We start from the raw sequence: 16,706 nt of genomic DNA on the forward strand, positions 1-16,706 counted from the left end.
GACGCAGCAGAAGAGGAACAACCGCTATGAACGCAATTTTAGGAAACAAACCTGCCGCTGTGCCAGCCAGGTCGAAACGGCGTCTGCCAACTGAACTGAGCATATTTTTGGTATTAATCGGTATCGGGTTGGTATTTGAAGTGTTTGGCTGGATCGTCCGTGATCAGAGTTTTCTGTTTAATTCGCAACGTCTGGTATTGATGATCCTGCAAGTTTCTATCATTGGTCTGCTCGCCATCGGCGTGACCCAAGTGATTATCACCACGGGTATCGATCTGTCCTCCGGTTCGGTACTGGCGCTGTCGGCAATGATTGCTGCCAGCTTGGCGCAAAGCTCCGACTACACCCGTGCAGTGTTTCCGTCACTGACCGACCTTCCGGTATGGATTCCAGTGGCGGTGGGGTTGGCGGTTGGACTGGTGGCGGGGGCAATCAACGGCAGCATCATTGCGATCACCGGCATCCCGCCCTTCATTGCAACTTTGGGCATGATGGTCTCAGCCCGCGGCATGGCGCGTTTCTATACTTCAGGGCAGCCGGTGAGCATGTTGAACGACTCCTACACTGCTATTGGTCAGGGCGCAATGCCGGTGATTATCTTCCTGGCAACGGCGTTGGTGTTTCACATTGCTCTGCGTTACACCAAATACGGGAAATACACTTACGCCATCGGCGGCAACATGCAGGCTGCGCGCACGTCTGGAATCAACGTAAAGCGGCACCTGATTATTGTTTATAGCATCGCCGGTTTGCTGGCGGGGTTGGCGGGGGTCGTGGCATCGGCGCGGGCAGCCACCGGACAGGCTGGCATGGGCGTTTCCTACGAATTGGATGCAATTGCTGCCGCGGTGATCGGCGGTACTAGTCTGGCAGGCGGTGTGGGGCGAATCACCGGTACCGTCATCGGTGCGTTGATACTGGGTGTCATGGCCAGCGGATTCACGTTCGTTGGGGTCGATGCCTATATTCAGGACATCATTAAGGGCCTGATCATTGTCGTGGCTGTGGTGATCGACCAATACCGCAACAAGCGTAAAATCAAACGTTGATCGCTGAGCGCTCTTCGGGGGACCAGTTCTGGTCCCTGTGTCTTGTCTTCTCCCTTCAAGTTGGAACTGAGGCCAGGTTTTATGGGTCAGACGCTCGCGGCTGTCCGACCAGTGGTCTTTCAAGCCGCTGCGTGACGGCCTTAAGTGACTTGTTGCGCGAAACTGCTTCAATTATGTTGCTGTGTCCACAGCCCGGCCTTAGACTGCCGCCCCTCATAAATTGAGTGCCAGGTGGCGCTTAGAGACTGTGGCGCTTTTTCGGCAACGCTGAGTCGCTCCCTAATTCGCCCTAATGCACGTATTTTTTATAGAGAAATCAATGACAAAGGACAAGTTGCTGGCGATGCCGGCCGATGACTACATGAATGCAGAGCAGCACGCCTTCTTCGTTGAGCTGCTGCAAGCCATGAAAGTCGAGATCCATGAGCGTATCGATCAAAGCCGTATCGCGATTGAAAGCTTGGACACGCCCGCTGACCCTGCCGATGCGGCTTCGGTTGAAGAGGAGCGTCACTGGCTGGTCAACATAATTGACCGTGATCAGCGCATGCTTCCACAACTGGAAATGGCGCTTGCTCGCATTTCCGATGACAGCTTTGGCTGGTGCGACGACAGCGGCGAGGCCATTGGCCTTAAACGTCTGCTGATCAGCCCGACCACCAAGTACTGCATCGAAGCTCAAGAGCGTCACGAGCAAATCGAAAAGCATCAGCGTCAGGCCTGATCCCGCCACGTGTTGCTCTACGGGGGTACTCAGTGCCTCCGTATTTACCCGATCTTGTTTAACCCCTGCGCAGAACGCTAACGTGCTTTATGCACTTACCGCACCTTACAACTAACGACCCATAGCTAATGGCCAATGTCTGGCGTTTAATGCAGGCATAACAACCAAAAATGTAGATGGGTGACAAACATGGCTGGAGTTGGACCTCTCACGGGAACGCTGTCGTCGAAGGCCCAGGCCTCCAACGCATTGGCCACGAAAGCGCAACCTTCCCTCAGCAGCGCCCGCTGGCTGACCCCTTTGATGCAAAGCATTTTGCTGTGCCTGTTGCTGACGGCAATGGCCTTTCTCAGCGTTTCGGTCTACGTCAGCCTACCGTTAATGATGGTGGTTATCTGGCTGCCTCGCCTGTTTGCCGCGCCCTCGGTTGCGGTCGTCACGCTGAGCGGCGGCGACGGTCTGGAGCAATTGACCCGCGATCTGTCGTACGCCACCAGCCACAACGCACTGTCCGCCGCCAGCGTGGCATTTTCCGTAGGCCAGTTGGCAAGCAAGGTCCAGTCGCAGCTCGACGCGGCCGAGCAAATTGTCAGCAGCGCTGATGTGATGATTGCCACCGAGCAAGCAACTTCTCAGTTGAGTCAACAGGCACTCAGCGCCGCCAGCGAAGCCCGTGTCAGCAGCGATGCCGGGCGCAGCGTACTCGCCGAGTCCATTACACGGATGCACCAGTTGAGCAAGCGCGCCGTCAGCAGTCGCGAGCTGATCGAAGCCCTTAACCAGCGCAGCTCGGACATTCAGCGTGTCACCTTGGTTATCCAGTCCATTGCCAGCCAGACCAATTTGTTAGCGCTCAACGCCGCCATTGAAGCTGCTCGCGCGGGTGAGCACGGGCGTGGTTTTGCCGTGGTTGCCGATGAAGTCCGGGGTCTGGCAGGGCGCACGGCCAGCGCCACCGAGGAAGTCGGGCAAATGGTGGCCGATATCCAGCAGCGTACTGGGCAAGTAGTCGAACAGATTCGGCAATTATCCAGCGACCTGGACACGGGGGTCGAACAAGTAGAACGAACCGGTCAACATTTGGAGAATATTGCCCGGTTAGCCGCTGGAGTTGAAACGCAAGTCAGCGAAATCGCTGCAGGCGCGCAAACTAATCAACAACAATTGAGCAGCCTGTTTACCGCCGTTGAGCAAATGCGCGGCGATTTAGCCATCAGCGATGAGCAAACACAACAACTGGCAAAAGCGGCGGTGCAGATGGAGGGCCAAGCGGAAACCATCAGCGAGCGGTTGGCACAGGTTGGCTTGGATGATTACCACCAGCGTGTTTACGATCTGGCTCTTGAAGGGGCGCGTCAAATATCGGCTCAATTTGAAACGGATATTGAGCAACGTCGTGTCAGCCTTGAGGACTTGTTCGACCGCAGTTACCAACTGATACCGAAAACTGCTCCCCCCAAATTTCAAACGCGTTTCGATCGATATACCGACCAGGTGCTGCCTTTGATTCAGGAGTCGTTGTTGCCGCGCCATGAGGGCTTAGTGTTTGCCATTGCATGCACACCTCAAGGTTACGTGCCGACACACAATACCGCGTTCAGTCAGCCGCTGACCGGCGATACCCAATTAGACACCTTGCAGAATCGTACAAAACGCAAGTTCGATGACCGTACTGGCATTCGCTGCGGCAGTCATCAGCAGCCTGTGCTGTTGCAGACTTACACCCGCGACACTGGTGAGCTGATGCACGATCTTTCAGTACCCATCATGGTTCAAGGTCGTCATTGGGGTGGACTGCGTCTGGGTTATAAACCCGAAGGCGTGCCACCCTCCAGGCGTGGCTAAGAAGTGCCTTCGCAAATCAACGATTTCCGCTATCTACTTGTGGGGATCGTCTGAAGTTTAACTTCGGATAATCATCGACTCTGAGGATATCTATTTCCTTTGAAAGTTTAGTTTTATTTTTATTTGGCTATTTTGCAGGACGTTTAAGTTAAGTACCTCTCTAAAGTCGTTAACGTTTGTGGGACTGTTCTGGAATGTCGTGATGACCTTGACGTTGGTTCGTCGCTGAGCAAGCTGGTTTAAATCAACGGTATTTTTTGATTTAAGCAGTCTGACTTTCAGCTGCATTCCAAAGGCATTGAGCATTATGGTTTCTATATTTAAAACATTCTGTGAAGCGCGCGGCCCTCGCCCTCAAGTTCAAACGCGTGGTGTGACGGTGCGCATCGGCATGTTCTTCGATGGAACAGGCAATAACCGAATCAACTCTCAAATCGCGGCCGATTGCCGTGCCCAAGCGGCGATGAACAACAACGCTCATACTGGCGCTTGCGCGGGGCGTCATGCGAATTTAACCAGCAGTTATGCTAACGACGTCACAAACATTGCCCGGCTCTATGAACTTTATGTTTTGCGGCCCACTGCGCAAGAGACGCCACAAGGGTTAAGCGTGTGTGCGCCGATTTATATCAGTGGCGCAGGCACTACTGCTGGTAAGCACGACTCTGTTTGGGCTGGCCAAGTCTTAGGGCGCGGCACCACGGGTGTACTGGCCAAGGTCGCAGAGGGGGTGAAAATGCTCCGTACAGTACTGGAGACCTTTGAAGCCAATAATCACTGTTGCACAGTGGAGGGGTTGGAAATTGACCTATTTGGATTTAGCCGTGGCGCTGCCTCTGCTCGCCATTTCGCTAATGAAGTATTAAGACAGGACAAAGGCGCACTTGGCCCTTTGCTCAAGCTGCAAAGCATTCCCTGGGGGCCTGACTTCGCGTGGTGTAAGGGCAGCGTCCGCTTGAAGGTAATAGGTTTGTTCGACACTGTGGCGGCGATCGGTAGTCTTTCGGACTTTGGCAATGTCAGGGACGCTTTCAATCGTCAGGTCAACCTCTACCTGCCTCCAGGCAGTGCTCAACAGGTGTTTCATTTGGTTGCTGGAGATGAGCAACGGCGTAATTTTGCTTTGAACAGCGTAACGCCAGGTTGGCCCAAGGAGATTGTATTGCCGGGGGCTCACTCTGACATTGGCGGTGGCTACCATCTGAATGTTCGCGAAAAGGTGCTGCTCACCCGTCCTCGTCGCAGCGTCGTTAGTCTCGATACCGCTTTTAATGAAACGGTTGCCTGGCGGGAAAGCCAAGCTGACCTTCAGAAGATAGATGCAAGGGAATGGTTAGATCCGCAAGATACAGAGGCTTCGCTATCTATCGAAATTGATGAGCGTATCCCCAATGCGGGTAGCGAGAGGGTCGGGGTCAAAGCGGTTGTGGCGGCAGTTAGCATGAATCGCCGGATCTACGGTCATCTTTCCCGGGTTTATCTGCGTGTGATGCATGAGTTAGCCACCGCCGAGGGAGTTCCCCTGGAACCGGTGCCGGACAGTCCGGCGCTTAGCCTGGTTCCGGAATTACAGGTCATCGCGCAAAAGCTGATTGCTTACGCCAAAGGTGGCCCCTACTTGCTGGATGAAGGAGAGCAGCGTTTGTTGCGCCGACGTTTCATCCACCGATCTGCACATTGGAGTGCGTTGGTCGGCAGCGGAGCTGGCCCAAACAACTCGATTTTTGTTCATGCCCCAGAGTCTGGAGGAAGGGTTTGCCATCCAAACATCGGGCGACAGGGCCATTCACAATAACGTTCGCCATTGATATTGGGGGTTATTAGCTGTGATGTACCGAAGCTATGCGGGGCATAGCTTTTTCCCCAGGCGTGTAATCCCTAAAGTGGCGTTATCGTTACCTCGCTAATGAAGTTCTCGGGAGTACGCTCATGCAAGGCAAACTTGATGTCGCCGTCATGATAGGAAGTGGAGTTCCACCCTCGATTCGCGCCTTGGGCCAGCAGATATGCTGGGTCGTCTTGCTCAACGGTGAGCGCCGCGGCACTGCGTTTGCCAGCCGAAATGATGCCGAAGAATGTCGGTCAGCCTGGGCCGCGCAATTGTTGATAACCGCCTGAACGAAGCAGTTGCTGACTGTCTAGTTGGCTTCGTGCAGTAGCACATTGAGTTCATCCACTACAGGCGCCCAATCGGCGTCTATGTGCAGTTGCTCTTTAAGAAATTTCGCCTGTTGCAGTGTCCAGAAGTCGGCGTCGATCAGTTTGACGCCTTCCGGCAATGGGCCATGGCTGTCGACAAACGCATCAATACTGGCCTGATCGGAATCAAGGCCCAGTTGTTCGAATAACGTCTGTAAGGTCGGTGTAGTAAGGTCCATATCATCTCCGTGGCGGACAAGTAAACCGTTCAATGCGCAAGGCCACGTACCTTAACCTTGCAAAGATCTGAGGCTTTGGCTTGGAAAGAGTTCGGCGGAAAACTTCGAAGAAAAAAATCTGGACAAGGGTGGACTAAGCGCTTAATGCACCAGCGTCTACAGCCACTTTTAAGGCCTTGGCCGATTCCTTAGCCGCCGCCGCCGCGACGTCAGCGGTTTTGAACCATCGATCTTTTTCGACTTGGTGGTAGCTGATAGCGTTCTTACCTTCCTTGGCCCGCATTACAATGACAGCCTGGTACTCACCTTCGAGTTCTCTGGATTCACCCCAGATGAAGAATTCGCCGATATCAAATTCAGTCACTATTACCTTCCCATGATGACGAGTTGCTACTCTATGGCGTGCTTGTGCGTCGCCAGTAGTCTTGGTGTACGCGAGTATGGCAGTTGTTGGCGCACTCAGGCGTGGTTTAGCACTAACGGTGACGAATGACAGCCCGCAAGATCGGGCATTATTTGACACCGGCGTGCTTGCGGCGGGCGGGTAATCGGTCTATTGCTTAGTAGCGGACGAAAGGTATATATCCGTAATGCGCCGCTAGCCGGTAGAATTGCGTTTCTGTCTCCCCTCGGATTTACCATTCGATATTCCCCGGCACTGGGGGGTAACGTTCTGCAAGGTTAGAGCGATATTGCTAGGCTCCTAGCCTTGTGGGCCAAGACCCGTTTTCTGTGGCGCCCGGCACCTGTGGGCACACTCATTTTCAAGTTTGAGGATTTTTCATTGGCAGTCAGTAATCTGGACATGCACGCACTGTTCGTACTTGGCGATCTGCGCGCCAAGCTGGTCAAGCAGTTTCAATCCCGTTTCGTTTATGTCACCGAGCAAAATGCCGAAGGCATTTACATTGCAGAAATCGACACTGAAACCGCGCTGGTGGTGGACGATAAACCTCGACTCGAACTCAAAGTAGGGGATCATTTTCGCGCTGCGGTTTTGCCCAGCCGTGAAGGTGGAAAGTTTGAATTGAAATTTCGCGATATCAAGTTGACGGTCTACGGTCTTGGCGAATATGCCTATGTCGATACCGCTGACGGTCACGGTATTGTGTTCAAGGAAGGTCAGACCGTTGTCACGGTGTTCGCTGCCCATGAGCAGTTGCAAGGGACTTTGAGCAAGACATTGAAAGCGGTGACCGGCAAAGCCGCCAAGTGGCGTAAAGGTGAACTGACCTTCAAGGCCAGTGAATAATTAACTTATCGGCCACTGGCATCACGTTCGCCGCTGATTTCTGATGGCACGTCATCGCCGGCTATGCGTTTGCGAAAAAGCCCGGTACGCGCTAACAGTAGAGTAGTGACCGGGGCGGTGATCGCCAACAGTATCGGGATTAGCCAAGCGTGCAGCACCGGCCCGGATTTCAGGGTTGAGAAATAAATGATCGAAGCCAGCGCGACCAGCCACGCACCGAGCGTCGATGCCAGCGCTGGCGGGTGCATGCGTTGAAAGAAATCCTGCATTCGCAGCAGACCCAAGGCCCCGGTCAAGGCGAACAGGCTGCTGGATAGCAGCAATAGCGCAGTAACGACTTCGACCCAGAACGGCAAAACGCTGAGCGAGTTCACTCGATCACCTCCCCACGCAACAGAAATTTTGCCAGCGCAAATGAACCGACGAAGCCAAATAAGGCGATAAGCAACGCGGCCTCGAAATAGGTGTCGCTGGCGTAGCGAATACCCAGCACCAGCATCATTAACATGGCGAGCACGTAGAGATAATCCAGTGCTAGAACCCGGTCCTGCGCGGACGGGCCGATGAACAAGCGAATTAACGTCAGCAGCATCGCCAAGGCGAAGATACACAGGGTTAGCAGAATTGCGTTGGACAGCAGATCACTCATTGGAATATTTCCATCAGCGGGCGCTCATAACGGTATTTGAAATGCTCAATGAATTGCGCTTCATCGTTCAGATCAAACACATGCATCAACAATACGCTGCGGTCTAGCGCCAGTTCAGACCACACGGTACCGGGCACAACCGTGGAAATCATCGATAACGCCGCCAAGCCATTGGCATCGCGTAAGTCCAAAGGTACTTTGACGAACGCTGGATGAGGCGGGATTCGTTTGGCGTTCCACACGCTCCAACCCACTGCCAGGTTAGAGGTAATAACATCGCAGCCCACCTGCAGGAACAATTTCAATATTGTCTTTGGTTTGCCGATGTGAACCGGCAGCGGGCGCAGCGGCGCGGTTAGCACCGGTGCAACAAGCCCGAGCAGCGCGCCAAGCAGTACGTTGCCTAGGCTAAGTGACAGGTTCAGTAGGAGCCACAGGATCAAGAGTGCCAATGAAAGCCATGGGGCAGGAAAGAAGCGCTTCATGGTTGTATCTCCTCGGCAGCCGTCGGGCCGGGAAGGGGCCGCGCGGCCATCACCGACAACACATATTGCTGTGGATCATGCAACGCCGCAGCTGTGTCCTGTGTGTAGCGCAGCAAGGGTTCGGCTTTGAACGTCAGGGCAATGCATAGCCCCAGCAAAATCAGGATGGGCAGGCATTCGTAGCGGCGCAGCAGGGGGGCGGGCCGGTCCGCAGGCGTCCAGAAGCGCTGAATGCCGACTCTGGAAAAAGCCACCAGCGAGGTGAGGCCGGAAAAAATCAACAGTCCGATTAATGCCCAACTGGCGCCGGAAATCGCTTCGTCCTTGGCCACATTCAGGCCTAAGGGATTAAGCAATGCACTGAGTAGCGTCAGTTTGCCGATAAATCCGGACAGTGGCGGCATGCCGATGATCAACAAGGCGCACGCGATGAAACTCAGACCGAGGAAGGCCCTGGACATGGGTATAACCTGCCCGACCATCGCTTTCTGCTCATCATCAAGGTTGGTGCCCCGGGGCGGATGTAGCGACTCCACGGTTCTGGGCAACTGGTCGGCATCCTCCTCTAACGGTATTTCGTTTGCCGAACGCGAGCGTTCAATCAGTTCGGCCAGCAGAAACAGAGCGCTCAGAGTCAGGGTCGAGCTGACCAGATAAAACAACGCGCCAGAGGTCAAACTTGGTTGCGCAAAACCGATAGCAGACAACAAGATGCCGGCTGACGCCAGAATGCTCAGGCTGGCCATTCGCTCAAGACGTTGCGCTGCAAGAATGGCTATCGCTGAGGTCGCTATCGTCGCCATGCCGCCATAGATCAGCCAATTTCCCCCAAAGAACGCAGATGTTCCTGCCTGCCCCGAAAACAACAACGTCCAGAGCCGCAACACCGTGTAAACGCCGACTTTGGTCATGATCGCGAACATTGCCGCCACCGGCGCGCTGGCGGCCGAGTAAGCTGGTACCAACCAGAAATTTAATGGCCACATCCCAGCTTTGGTCAGGAAAGCAGTGGCGAGAATGGCCGCGCCCGCGTGTAGCAAACCTCGATCAGCCTCGGGGGTTAACGGGATTTTCATCGCCAGATCGGCCATGTTCAAGGTGCCGGTAACGCCATAGATCATTGCCGCACCAATCAAGAATAGCGATGAAGCCACCAGATTGATGGTGATGTAATGCAAGCCCGCCGAAACTCTGGCGCGCCCGGAGCCATGCAGCATTAGTCCGTATGATGCCGCCAGCAGCACCTCGAAGAACACGAACAGATTGAACAAATCGGCCGTTAAAAAGGCCCCGTAAACGCCCATCAGTTGGATCTGAAACAACGCATGAAAACTGGCACCTGCCCGGTCCCAGCGTGCCAGTGCAAAAAGAAGGGCGCAGACGCCAATGATTCCGGTCAACACCAGCATCAGCGCAGAAAGATGGTCCACCACCAAAACAATGCCGAACGGTGCCTCCCAATTGCCAGGCAGGTAGACACCGATGGAGCCCGTGGTGCCATCCTGCTGGACCCACGCCAACAAACAGATCGATATGCTCAGTCCGATGAGCGTGGACATCAGGTTGATTTTGGCTTTTAGGGGCCGCCGCTTTTCACTGAGCAGCAACATCAGGGCAGCGGTGAGCAGTGGTAGCAGAATTGGCGCGACGATCAACTGACTCATTAACGTCGTAGGATTCAGTCCGGTCATTACTTCGGCTCCCGACCATCGACATGGTCGGTGCCGGTCAGGCCCCGCGATGCCAGCAGCAACACCAGAAACAGGGCCGTCATGGCGAAGCTAATGACGATCGCCGTCAGGACCAGTGCTTGCGGCAATGGGTCGGTGTAATTGAGCAAGTCATGGGGCACACCGTCTTTGATGATCGGCTCCTTGCCGATGAACAGGCTGCCCATGCTGAACATAAACAAATTGACCCCATATGACAGCAAGCACAATCCCATTACCACCTGGAATGTTCGTGGCCGCAGGATCAACCACACGCCTGAGGCGGCGAGTACACCGATGGCGATTGCGATGATTTCTTCCATCAGGCGGCTCCTTGCGTGGCGATGGGTTTGGGCAGTGAGGTCGGACGATGGCTACGCACCGATTGGTGGGCCAACGCCGTGAGAATCAGCAAGGTCGAACCCACCACCACGGCGTATACGCCGATGTCGAAAAACAGCGCGCTGGCGATATGCAGGTCACCCAGTAAGGGCAGATTTAGATGCGCGGTATGGGTCGTGAGGAAGGGATAACCCAAGGTCATGGCACCCAGCCCTGTCAGGGTCGCGCAGAAAAGGCCAGTGCCCATCCAGCGCAAGGGTCGCAGGCTCATTTGCGCTTCGACCCACTGCGTGCCCGCGACCATGTACTGCAAAATGAACGCCACCGACATCACCAATCCGGCAACGAAACCACCACCGGGCTGATTGTGCCCGCGCATGAATAAGTACATCGACGCCACAAACGCGATGGGCAGGAGCAAACGCACCAAGACGGCAGGCACCATCATGAAACCCAACGCTGTGTCGCTGGCGCTGCGCGGGTTGACCAGATCGGTCACCACGTCGCGGGCCAACAGGCGTTGTTGCGCGGGCAGTGGAATGCTTTCCTTGGGCGGGCGGAAACGTCTGAGCAAAGCGAATATGGTAAGCGCCACGGCGGCCAATACGGTGATTTCACCTAGCGTGTCGAAGCCACGAAAGTCCACCAGCATGACGTTTACTACGTTGCTGCCGCCGCCTTGGGGTAACGCGCGACTGAGATAAAAAGACGAAATCGTATTGGGTGTTGGCCGAGTCAGCATGGCGAAAGAGATTAACGCCATGCCGCCACCGACGAGTCCCGACAGTGCCAGATCTCGTAGCCGTCGCGTGCGTGCGCGCTTGAGACTGTCGGGTGATGGCGCGACATTCTCGTTACGCCTGGGCAGCCAACGCAGCCCGAGCAAAATCAGTACCGTAGTGACGACCTCCACCACCAGCTGGGTCAAGGCCAGGTCCGGTGCAGAGAACCAGACGAAAGTCATACAGGTCATCAAGCCGCAGACGCTGACCATGGTCAGTGCCGCAAGACGGTGATATTTAGCCTGCCATGCAGCGCCAATGGCACAAGCGATTGCAATGAGCCACAAGGTTACGAACACCCCGGAGCCGGGTATTTTTGGTCGATCCCCCCAACTTAAACCACTATGAAACAGTGGAATCCAGCCGGCGATCAGTGCCACGAACACCAGCAAAAATAACTGCGCCTGTAAGCGGCGGGTGCTGACCATTCGCTCAAAACGACGTGCCCAGCGCATTTTAAGCACAAGGGCTCGTTCGAAAAGGCGTTTTCCATTCAAGCGAGAAACCAGCGGTGGTCCGTTAAAACGCTGCTGTTTGAACGAGGTACGCAACAGCAGAAACAGCACGATGCCGCCGCCCATGGCCACCATGCTCATGATCATCGGCGTGTTCCAACCGTGCCAGATCGCCAGGCTGTACGCCGGCAGCGTGCCCCCCACCACCGGTTGTGCGGCCGCAGCCAACAACGGACCTACGGACTGCGCAGGAAAGATTCCGACGATCAGGCAAGTCAATACCAGCAGTTCCACCGGGACCCGCATCCAGCGTGGCGGTTCGTGAGGGATATGGGGCAAGTCGGTAGCCTTTGGACCGAAAAACACATCCACCGTAAAGCGTAACGAGTAGGCAACGCTGAGAGCCCCGGCAATGGTTGCCACTATGGGCAGAGCGACCTCGACCCACGCGGTGGAAGAGATGAACACGGTCTCGGCGAAGAACATTTCCTTGGACAAAAAACCGTTGAGCAGCGGTACGCCGGCCATGGCTGCGCTGGCAACCATGGCCAAGGTGGCGGTATAGGGCATGAGTTTGATCAAGCCACTGAGCCGTCGAATATCACGGGTGCCGCTTTCGTGGTCGATGATCCCTGCGGCCATGAACAGCGAAGCTTTGAACGTGGCGTGGTTGAGGATGTGGAACACGGCTGCAACAGCCGCCAACGGGCTGTTCAGGCCAAGCAGGAGCGTTATCAATCCCAGATGACTGATGGTTGAATATGCCAGCAAGCCTTTTAGGTCTGTCTGGAAAATCGCCGAATACGCGCCGAGCAGCAGCGTGCAGGCGCCCGCGCCACTAACGATCCAGAACCATTGTTCGCTGCCCGATAGCGCTGGCCAGAACCTCGCCAGCAAAAATACCCCGGCTTTGACCATCGTCGCCGAATGCAAATAAGCCGATACCGGCGTCGGCGCAGCCATGGCGTGGGGCAGCCAGAAGTGAAACGGAAATTGCGCGCTTTTGCTTAGGGCGCCGATCAAAATCAACGGCAGGAGTATGGGGTACAACGCGTGGGCTCGGATCTGGTCACCCGCTGCGAGCACTTTATCCAGGTCGTAACTGCCGACCACATGACCCAGAAGCATGACGCCGACCAACAATGCCAATCCGCCGGCACCGGTCACCACCAATGCCATATAGGCTCCCCGTCGCGCATCGGCACGGTGGTGCCAATAGCCAATCAACAGGAAAGAAAACAGGCTGGTCAGCTCCCAGAAAAATACGATCTGGATCAGGTTGCCGGAAATGACCAGACCCAGCATCGCCCCCATAAATGCGAGAAAAAACGCGAAAAAGCGCGGCACAGGGTCGTCGGGGGACATGTAATACCGGGCGTAAAGCGATACCAGCGCGCCGATACCTAGCACCAGCATCGAAAACAGCCAGGCCAAGCCGTCCATTCGCAACGAGAAGTTCAGGCCCAGACTGGGCAGCCAAAAGAACTCTTGGTGGATCACGCCGCCGTGAGCAATTTGCGGATACCACAACGCAACTTGGATCGCCCCGGCCAAGCTAAGCACGCCTGCCAGAATCGATTCGGCGTTACGCGCGTTGTGCGGTAACAATGCCGCCAGACAGCTGCCGATAAAGGGCAATAGCAGCAGAACTATCAGGGACATAGGCTTCTACTCTGCAAGGGAATGGCGAGGATGATACGTATCCGGTTGCTGGGCACCAACCGACAACTATGGCGAGATCCTACAGATACGCGTTACTAGGCTAGCCTGTAATTGGTCCCCCACCTTTTGTTGTCGCGCAGTAAACACAGGGTTTTTGTAGAAGCTATCCCGTAAAGATAAAAACGATTTTAAATTCAATAGGATATGAATTTTTAACGTGGGCAGGGTATCGGTCCGTTCTCAATCCTCCTTGCCTACCCAATTAATTTCATCCTGTTCATTTCGGACCTTCGCCTTTGTTCGTCCTTTTATTTCACTGACGATCACGCCCGCCACGATCAATGCTGCGCCAACTAATGCAATGGCAGGCAAACGTTCGCCCGCCAGGCGGCCGGCGACTCCCGCCCAGACAGGTTCGCCTGCGTAGATAACCGTTGCGCGAGTTGGTGAGACGGTTTTTTGCGCCCAGTTCATGGCCACCTGAATGGCAGCGCTGGCAGCACCAAGCCCCATCGCGCTGATAACCAACAGCCATGAAAATTTTGGCAAGGATTCTGCCGTTGGAACTACGATCAAAAACGACAATAAAGATGCGGTGGCCAACTGGACTACAGTCACCCGACGCACATCGACTTTGCCGGCGTAGGCGCTGATCAGGATGATTTCTGCGGCGATAGCGATGGCGCTGACCACGGTGGCTATCTCGCCGGGGCTGAGATTAAGTGAGGCGCCATTGGGACCGGACAATAGGACTAAACCGGCGAACGCCAAACCGATGCCAAGGCTGGGCATCAGTCCTGGGCGCCGCCCGAGCACCAGCCATTGCAGCAACGGCACAAAAGGTACATATAACGCAGTAATAAATGCTGACTGACTGCTGGGGATGGTTTGCAAACCGATCGTTTGCAGTCCATAGCCCAGCATTATTGCTACACCAATCAAGACGCCGGCCTTGAATTCCAGCCGCGTCAGGTCGCGTAAGATGCGCAGCGAAAACAACGCGACGATGGATGCCGCGGCGGCAAACCGTAAGCCTACAAAGAACAATGGCCCGCTGGAACTCAGGGCATGTTGTACCCATAGAAAGGTTCCGCCCCAGATCACCGTGATCAGGATCAGAACCGCTTCTGCTTTACTGATGCGAGGCGTCAGGCGCATAGACTGCATATTTATTCACCGGGCGGGTGGGGCTTGGGTGCGGCAAGATGAGGCGCACAGCATATTGGTAGTGGGCAGTATACTGCGCATATAAATTTGAGCGAGCAATAGCGTGAACAAAGACAGTTCCCATAGAGCGCCAGTGCTACAGCATGTCAGCCAGAACGTACGCCGCCTCCGTAACGCGGCAGCGTTGAGCCAGAACGGCTTGGCGGAAAAATCGGGCGTCAGTCGGCGGATGTTGGTGGCCATCGAGGCGGGCGAAAAAAACGTCAGCCTAGCGACCCTTGATCGGATCGCCGAAGCGCTGGAAGTGGCGTTCAGCGATCTTATCCAGGCGCCGGATGTGCGTGACCCCAGCCGGATTAACGAAGTGGCTTGGGCTGGTTTGATTCCGGGAAGCAAGGCCGTGCTGTTGGCCAAGGCAGCGGCGAAACGTGAGGTTGAGTTGTGGGAATTTTGCCTGCAGCCCGGCGAAGTCTATTCTTCCGAAGCCGACCCGGAAGGCTGGAGCGAGCAGGTGTATGTATTTGAGGGAAGTCTTGGGGTCGGGCTGGGGCACGAAATACGCTACGTCGAAAGTGGCGAGTTTTTTATGTTTGCCAGTAACCAAATCCATACCTATCGCAATGACGGCCAGTTATTGGTGCGCTTCGTTCGAAACGTCGTGTTGTAAGCAATTCATCGAAGGACAGCATTTAATGAAGCAGTCAGGAAACATGTCCACGTCGCAGCTTGAACAGGCAAACCGCGCTGTCCGTACCGCCGATATCCTGATTGTCGGCGGTGGATTAAGTGGCAGCATGCTCGCTGCTCAATTGCTACGACTGCCGGGTAAGCGGCACATTTTGATTATTGAGACTCGCAGTGAATTAGGGCGGGGTGAAGCCTACAGTGCCAGCGAATTGGGCCACACTCTGAATGGGAATGCTGCACGAATGAGCGTCGAGCCCGATGATCCTGATGACTTGACTCGCTGGCTTGGTCGTTACATCGCGGCCGGCGGTTGGCCTGAATCCGCCGAACAAGCGGTGCCGGTGGCCGAACTGTTCCCTCCAAGGGGGATTTTTGGCCTTTACGTTCAGCAAAGACTGGCTGAAGCCCAAGCCCTGGGTGCCACTTACGGATCGAGCCTGGAGCATGTGTGCGATGAAGCGATTGACCTGCAAAGCAGCGATTTCGGCGTACGCATAACGCTTAAGAGCGGTAAACAGTTGCAAGGCAAGTTCGCTATTCTGGCCACGGGTCTGTTTCCCGCCGCGCGCACGCCGCAACGTGAGACCAGCGGGCTCAATGCGGCAGCGGTCGATCCTTGGGACGTTCGCACCATGAGCCAACTCGACCCGCAGGCTAAAGTGCTGATCATCGGCGCCGGGCTGACCATGGTCGATGCGTTAGTTTCGCTGCAACAGGCGGGGCATCGAGGACCCATTGAAGTGTTTTCGCGCCACGGTTTGTTACCGCACGTTCGTCGACAACCGCCGGCATGGGTGGATTTCTTGGCCGACGACCACAGTATTCGTAGCACGCGTCAGTTGTTGCGCAAGGTGCGCGAGCAATGCCAGCAAGCCATCGCGCAAGGCATCGATTGGCAAGCACCTCTGGATACGGTGCGCGCCCACATTGGCCGTTTGTGGAATCAGGCCAGTGATCTGCAGCGCCGGCAGTTCGTTCGCCATGTTCGGCCTTGGTGGGAGAGCCATCACCACCGCTCTGCACCCTTGAGCGCAGCGTTGTTAGCGAAGCTAGTCAAGGAAGGCCGGCTAACGATCCATGCGGCGTCGTTTAAAGAGTTGGAAATGCTATCCACAGGGCAGTTGCAAATTTGCGTCCGTCGACGAGGCGAGGCCGAACCCTCTCATATCATTGGTGATGCGCTGATCAATTCTTCGGGCATCGAATACGATTGGCGGCGAGTGGATCGGCCGCTACCTAAAAATCTGTTGTCCCGGTGCTTGATTCAACCGGGACATTTGGCGCTGGGCATTGCAGTACATGCCAGCGGCGCGTTGCTTGATGCGCAGGGGGATATATCGAAGAGACTGTTTGCGATGGGACCACCGTTGCGCGGTATGTGGTGGGAAACCACGGCGGTAACCGATGTTGCGAGTCAGGCTAAAGCGCTTGCTGAACGACTGGTTTCACTGCGTTAGTGGATGAAGCGTTTGGACTGATAAAGCAAAAACGCCGCTCGAAGTCTGAGCGGCGTTTTTCCA

The 16,706-nt window shown here is 55.3% G+C and carries 17 protein-coding genes; 8 read left to right on the forward strand and 9 right to left on the reverse strand.

What is annotated here, in order from left to right; all coding sequences use genetic code 11:
• The first annotated feature begins 26 nt into the window (after nt 1–26).
• The 5 genes from RGW60_RS02910 (at nt 27) to RGW60_RS02930 (ending at nt 5,736) form a co-directional block, all read left to right on the forward strand.
• Entirely contained in the window at nt 27–1,049 is a 1,023-nt protein-coding gene (locus tag RGW60_RS02910) for an ABC transporter permease (protein WP_322201976.1), read from the forward strand.
• A gap of 319 nt (nt 1,050–1,368) precedes the next feature.
• Nucleotides 1,369–1,773 (forward strand): TraR/DksA family transcriptional regulator, encoded by a 405-nt coding sequence (locus RGW60_RS02915; protein ID WP_322201977.1) that lies wholly within the window; start codon nt 1,369–1,371, stop codon nt 1,771–1,773.
• 606 nt (nt 1,774–2,379) lie between these two features.
• Complete coding sequence (locus RGW60_RS02920) at nt 2,380–3,618, forward strand: methyl-accepting chemotaxis protein (RefSeq protein WP_407074057.1); 1,239 nt, start codon at nt 2,380–2,382, stop codon at nt 3,616–3,618.
• 391 nt (nt 3,619–4,009) lie between these two features.
• Nucleotides 4,010–5,413 (forward strand): DUF2235 domain-containing protein, encoded by a 1,404-nt coding sequence (locus RGW60_RS02925; protein WP_322201979.1) that lies wholly within the window; start codon nt 4,010–4,012, stop codon nt 5,411–5,413.
• A gap of 134 nt (nt 5,414–5,547) precedes the next feature.
• Nucleotides 5,548–5,736 carry a hypothetical protein gene (locus tag RGW60_RS02930; RefSeq protein WP_322201981.1) on the forward strand — a complete coding sequence of 63 codons (189 nt, stop codon included), beginning with the start codon at nt 5,548–5,550 and terminating at the stop codon, nt 5,734–5,736.
• A gap of 20 nt (nt 5,737–5,756) precedes the next feature.
• Here the strand turns inward: RGW60_RS02930 and RGW60_RS02935 are convergent, their stop codons facing one another.
• Together RGW60_RS02935 and RGW60_RS02940 are read right to left on the reverse strand one after the other, a co-directional pair.
• Nucleotides 5,757–5,996, reverse strand: coding sequence for a DUF2789 domain-containing protein (locus RGW60_RS02935; RefSeq protein WP_322201983.1), 240 nt, complete (start codon nt 5,994–5,996; stop codon nt 5,757–5,759).
• A 133-nt stretch (nt 5,997–6,129) separates the two neighbouring features.
• Nucleotides 6,130–6,360 carry a hypothetical protein gene (locus RGW60_RS02940; RefSeq protein ID WP_322201985.1) on the reverse strand — a complete coding sequence of 77 codons (231 nt, stop codon included), beginning with the start codon at nt 6,358–6,360 and terminating at the stop codon, nt 6,130–6,132.
• A 420-nt stretch (nt 6,361–6,780) separates the two neighbouring features.
• Between RGW60_RS02940 and RGW60_RS02945 the strand changes: the two genes are divergently transcribed.
• On the forward strand, nt 6,781–7,248 hold the full coding sequence (locus RGW60_RS02945; protein ID WP_322201986.1) for a hypothetical protein: 468 nt from the start codon (nt 6,781–6,783) through the stop codon (nt 7,246–7,248).
• 5 nt (nt 7,249–7,253) lie between these two features.
• On the opposite strand, the gene RGW60_RS02950 is transcribed toward RGW60_RS02945, so the two are convergent.
• The 7 genes from RGW60_RS02950 to RGW60_RS02980 form a co-directional block, all read right to left on the reverse strand.
• A complete protein-coding gene (locus tag RGW60_RS02950; protein ID WP_322201987.1) occupies nt 7,254–7,622 on the reverse strand; it encodes a Na+/H+ antiporter subunit G in 369 nt (122 codons plus the stop codon).
• Complete coding sequence (locus RGW60_RS02955; RefSeq protein ID WP_322201988.1) at nt 7,619–7,897, reverse strand: K+/H+ antiporter subunit F; 279 nt, start codon at nt 7,895–7,897, stop codon at nt 7,619–7,621. Before RGW60_RS02955 ends, RGW60_RS02950 begins: the two co-directional genes overlap by 4 nt.
• Entirely contained in the window at nt 7,894–8,382 is a 489-nt protein-coding gene (locus RGW60_RS02960; RefSeq protein ID WP_322201991.1) for a Na+/H+ antiporter subunit E, read from the reverse strand. The genes RGW60_RS02955 and RGW60_RS02960 overlap by 4 nt, the downstream gene beginning before the upstream one ends.
• Nucleotides 8,379–10,046, reverse strand: coding sequence for a monovalent cation/H+ antiporter subunit D (locus tag RGW60_RS02965; RefSeq protein WP_407074519.1), 1,668 nt, complete (start codon nt 10,044–10,046; stop codon nt 8,379–8,381). Before RGW60_RS02965 ends, RGW60_RS02960 begins: the two co-directional genes overlap by 4 nt.
• Before the next feature lie 26 nt (nt 10,047–10,072).
• The gene (locus RGW60_RS02970) at nt 10,073–10,414 is read right to left on the reverse strand and encodes a Na+/H+ antiporter subunit C (protein WP_322201995.1); all 342 of its coding nucleotides are present in this window, start codon (nt 10,412–10,414) and stop codon (nt 10,073–10,075) included.
• Nucleotides 10,414–13,332, reverse strand: a complete 2,919-nt coding sequence (locus tag RGW60_RS02975; protein WP_322201997.1) for a monovalent cation/H+ antiporter subunit A — start codon at nt 13,330–13,332, stop codon at nt 10,414–10,416. The genes RGW60_RS02970 and RGW60_RS02975 overlap by 1 nt, the downstream gene beginning before the upstream one ends.
• Nucleotides 13,333–13,572: 240 nt before the next feature.
• Nucleotides 13,573–14,499: a DMT family transporter gene (locus RGW60_RS02980; protein WP_322201999.1), complete on the reverse strand. Its 927-nt coding sequence runs from the start codon at nt 14,497–14,499 to the stop codon at nt 13,573–13,575.
• Nucleotides 14,500–14,602: 103 nt separating this feature from the next.
• Here RGW60_RS02980 and RGW60_RS02985 point away from each other — a divergent pair, with 103 nt between their 5' ends.
• Together RGW60_RS02985 and RGW60_RS02990 are read left to right on the forward strand one after the other, a co-directional pair.
• Nucleotides 14,603–15,166 carry an XRE family transcriptional regulator gene (locus RGW60_RS02985; RefSeq protein ID WP_322202001.1) on the forward strand — a complete coding sequence of 188 codons (564 nt, stop codon included), beginning with the start codon at nt 14,603–14,605 and terminating at the stop codon, nt 15,164–15,166.
• A 43-nt stretch (nt 15,167–15,209) separates the two neighbouring features.
• Entirely contained in the window at nt 15,210–16,643 is a 1,434-nt protein-coding gene (locus RGW60_RS02990; RefSeq protein WP_322202003.1) for an FAD/NAD(P)-binding protein, read from the forward strand.
• The last annotated feature ends 63 nt before the right edge of the window (nt 16,644–16,706 follow it).

Origin of the sequence: Pseudomonas sp. AB6, assembly GCF_034314105.1 — a bacterium.
Taxonomy (GTDB): Bacteria; Pseudomonadota; Gammaproteobacteria; order Pseudomonadales; family Pseudomonadaceae; genus Aquipseudomonas.

Bases quoted from the DNA above. Each gene is read 5' to 3' on its own strand.
- RGW60_RS02915 (WP_322201977.1), top strand. From the start codon at position 1,369: ATGACAAAGGACAAGTTGCTGGCGATGCCGGCCGATGACTACATGAAT.
- RGW60_RS02930 (WP_322201981.1), top strand. From the start codon at position 5,548: ATGCAAGGCAAACTTGATGTCGCCGTCATGATAGGAAGTGGAGTTCCA.
- RGW60_RS02980 (WP_322201999.1), bottom strand. From the start codon at position 14,499: ATGCAGTCTATGCGCCTGACGCCTCGCATCAGTAAAGCAGAAGCGGTT.
- RGW60_RS02955 (WP_322201988.1), bottom strand. From the start codon at position 7,897: ATGAGTGATCTGCTGTCCAACGCAATTCTGCTAACCCTGTGTATCTTC.
- RGW60_RS02970 (WP_322201995.1), bottom strand. From the start codon at position 10,414: ATGGAAGAAATCATCGCAATCGCCATCGGTGTACTCGCCGCCTCAGGC.
- RGW60_RS02935 (WP_322201983.1), bottom strand. From the start codon at position 5,996: ATGGACCTTACTACACCGACCTTACAGACGTTATTCGAACAACTGGGC.
- RGW60_RS02965 (WP_407074519.1), bottom strand. From the start codon at position 10,046: ATGAGTCAGTTGATCGTCGCGCCAATTCTGCTACCACTGCTCACCGCT.
- RGW60_RS02960 (WP_322201991.1), bottom strand. From the start codon at position 8,382: ATGAAGCGCTTCTTTCCTGCCCCATGGCTTTCATTGGCACTCTTGATC.
- RGW60_RS02990 (WP_322202003.1), top strand. From the start codon at position 15,210: ATGTCCACGTCGCAGCTTGAACAGGCAAACCGCGCTGTCCGTACCGCC.
- RGW60_RS02925 (WP_322201979.1), top strand. From the start codon at position 4,010: ATGTTCTTCGATGGAACAGGCAATAACCGAATCAACTCTCAAATCGCG.
- RGW60_RS02920 (WP_407074057.1), top strand. From the start codon at position 2,380: ATGATTGCCACCGAGCAAGCAACTTCTCAGTTGAGTCAACAGGCACTC.
- RGW60_RS02975 (WP_322201997.1), bottom strand. From the start codon at position 13,332: ATGTCCCTGATAGTTCTGCTGCTATTGCCCTTTATCGGCAGCTGTCTG.
- RGW60_RS02910 (WP_322201976.1), top strand. From the start codon at position 27: ATGAACGCAATTTTAGGAAACAAACCTGCCGCTGTGCCAGCCAGGTCG.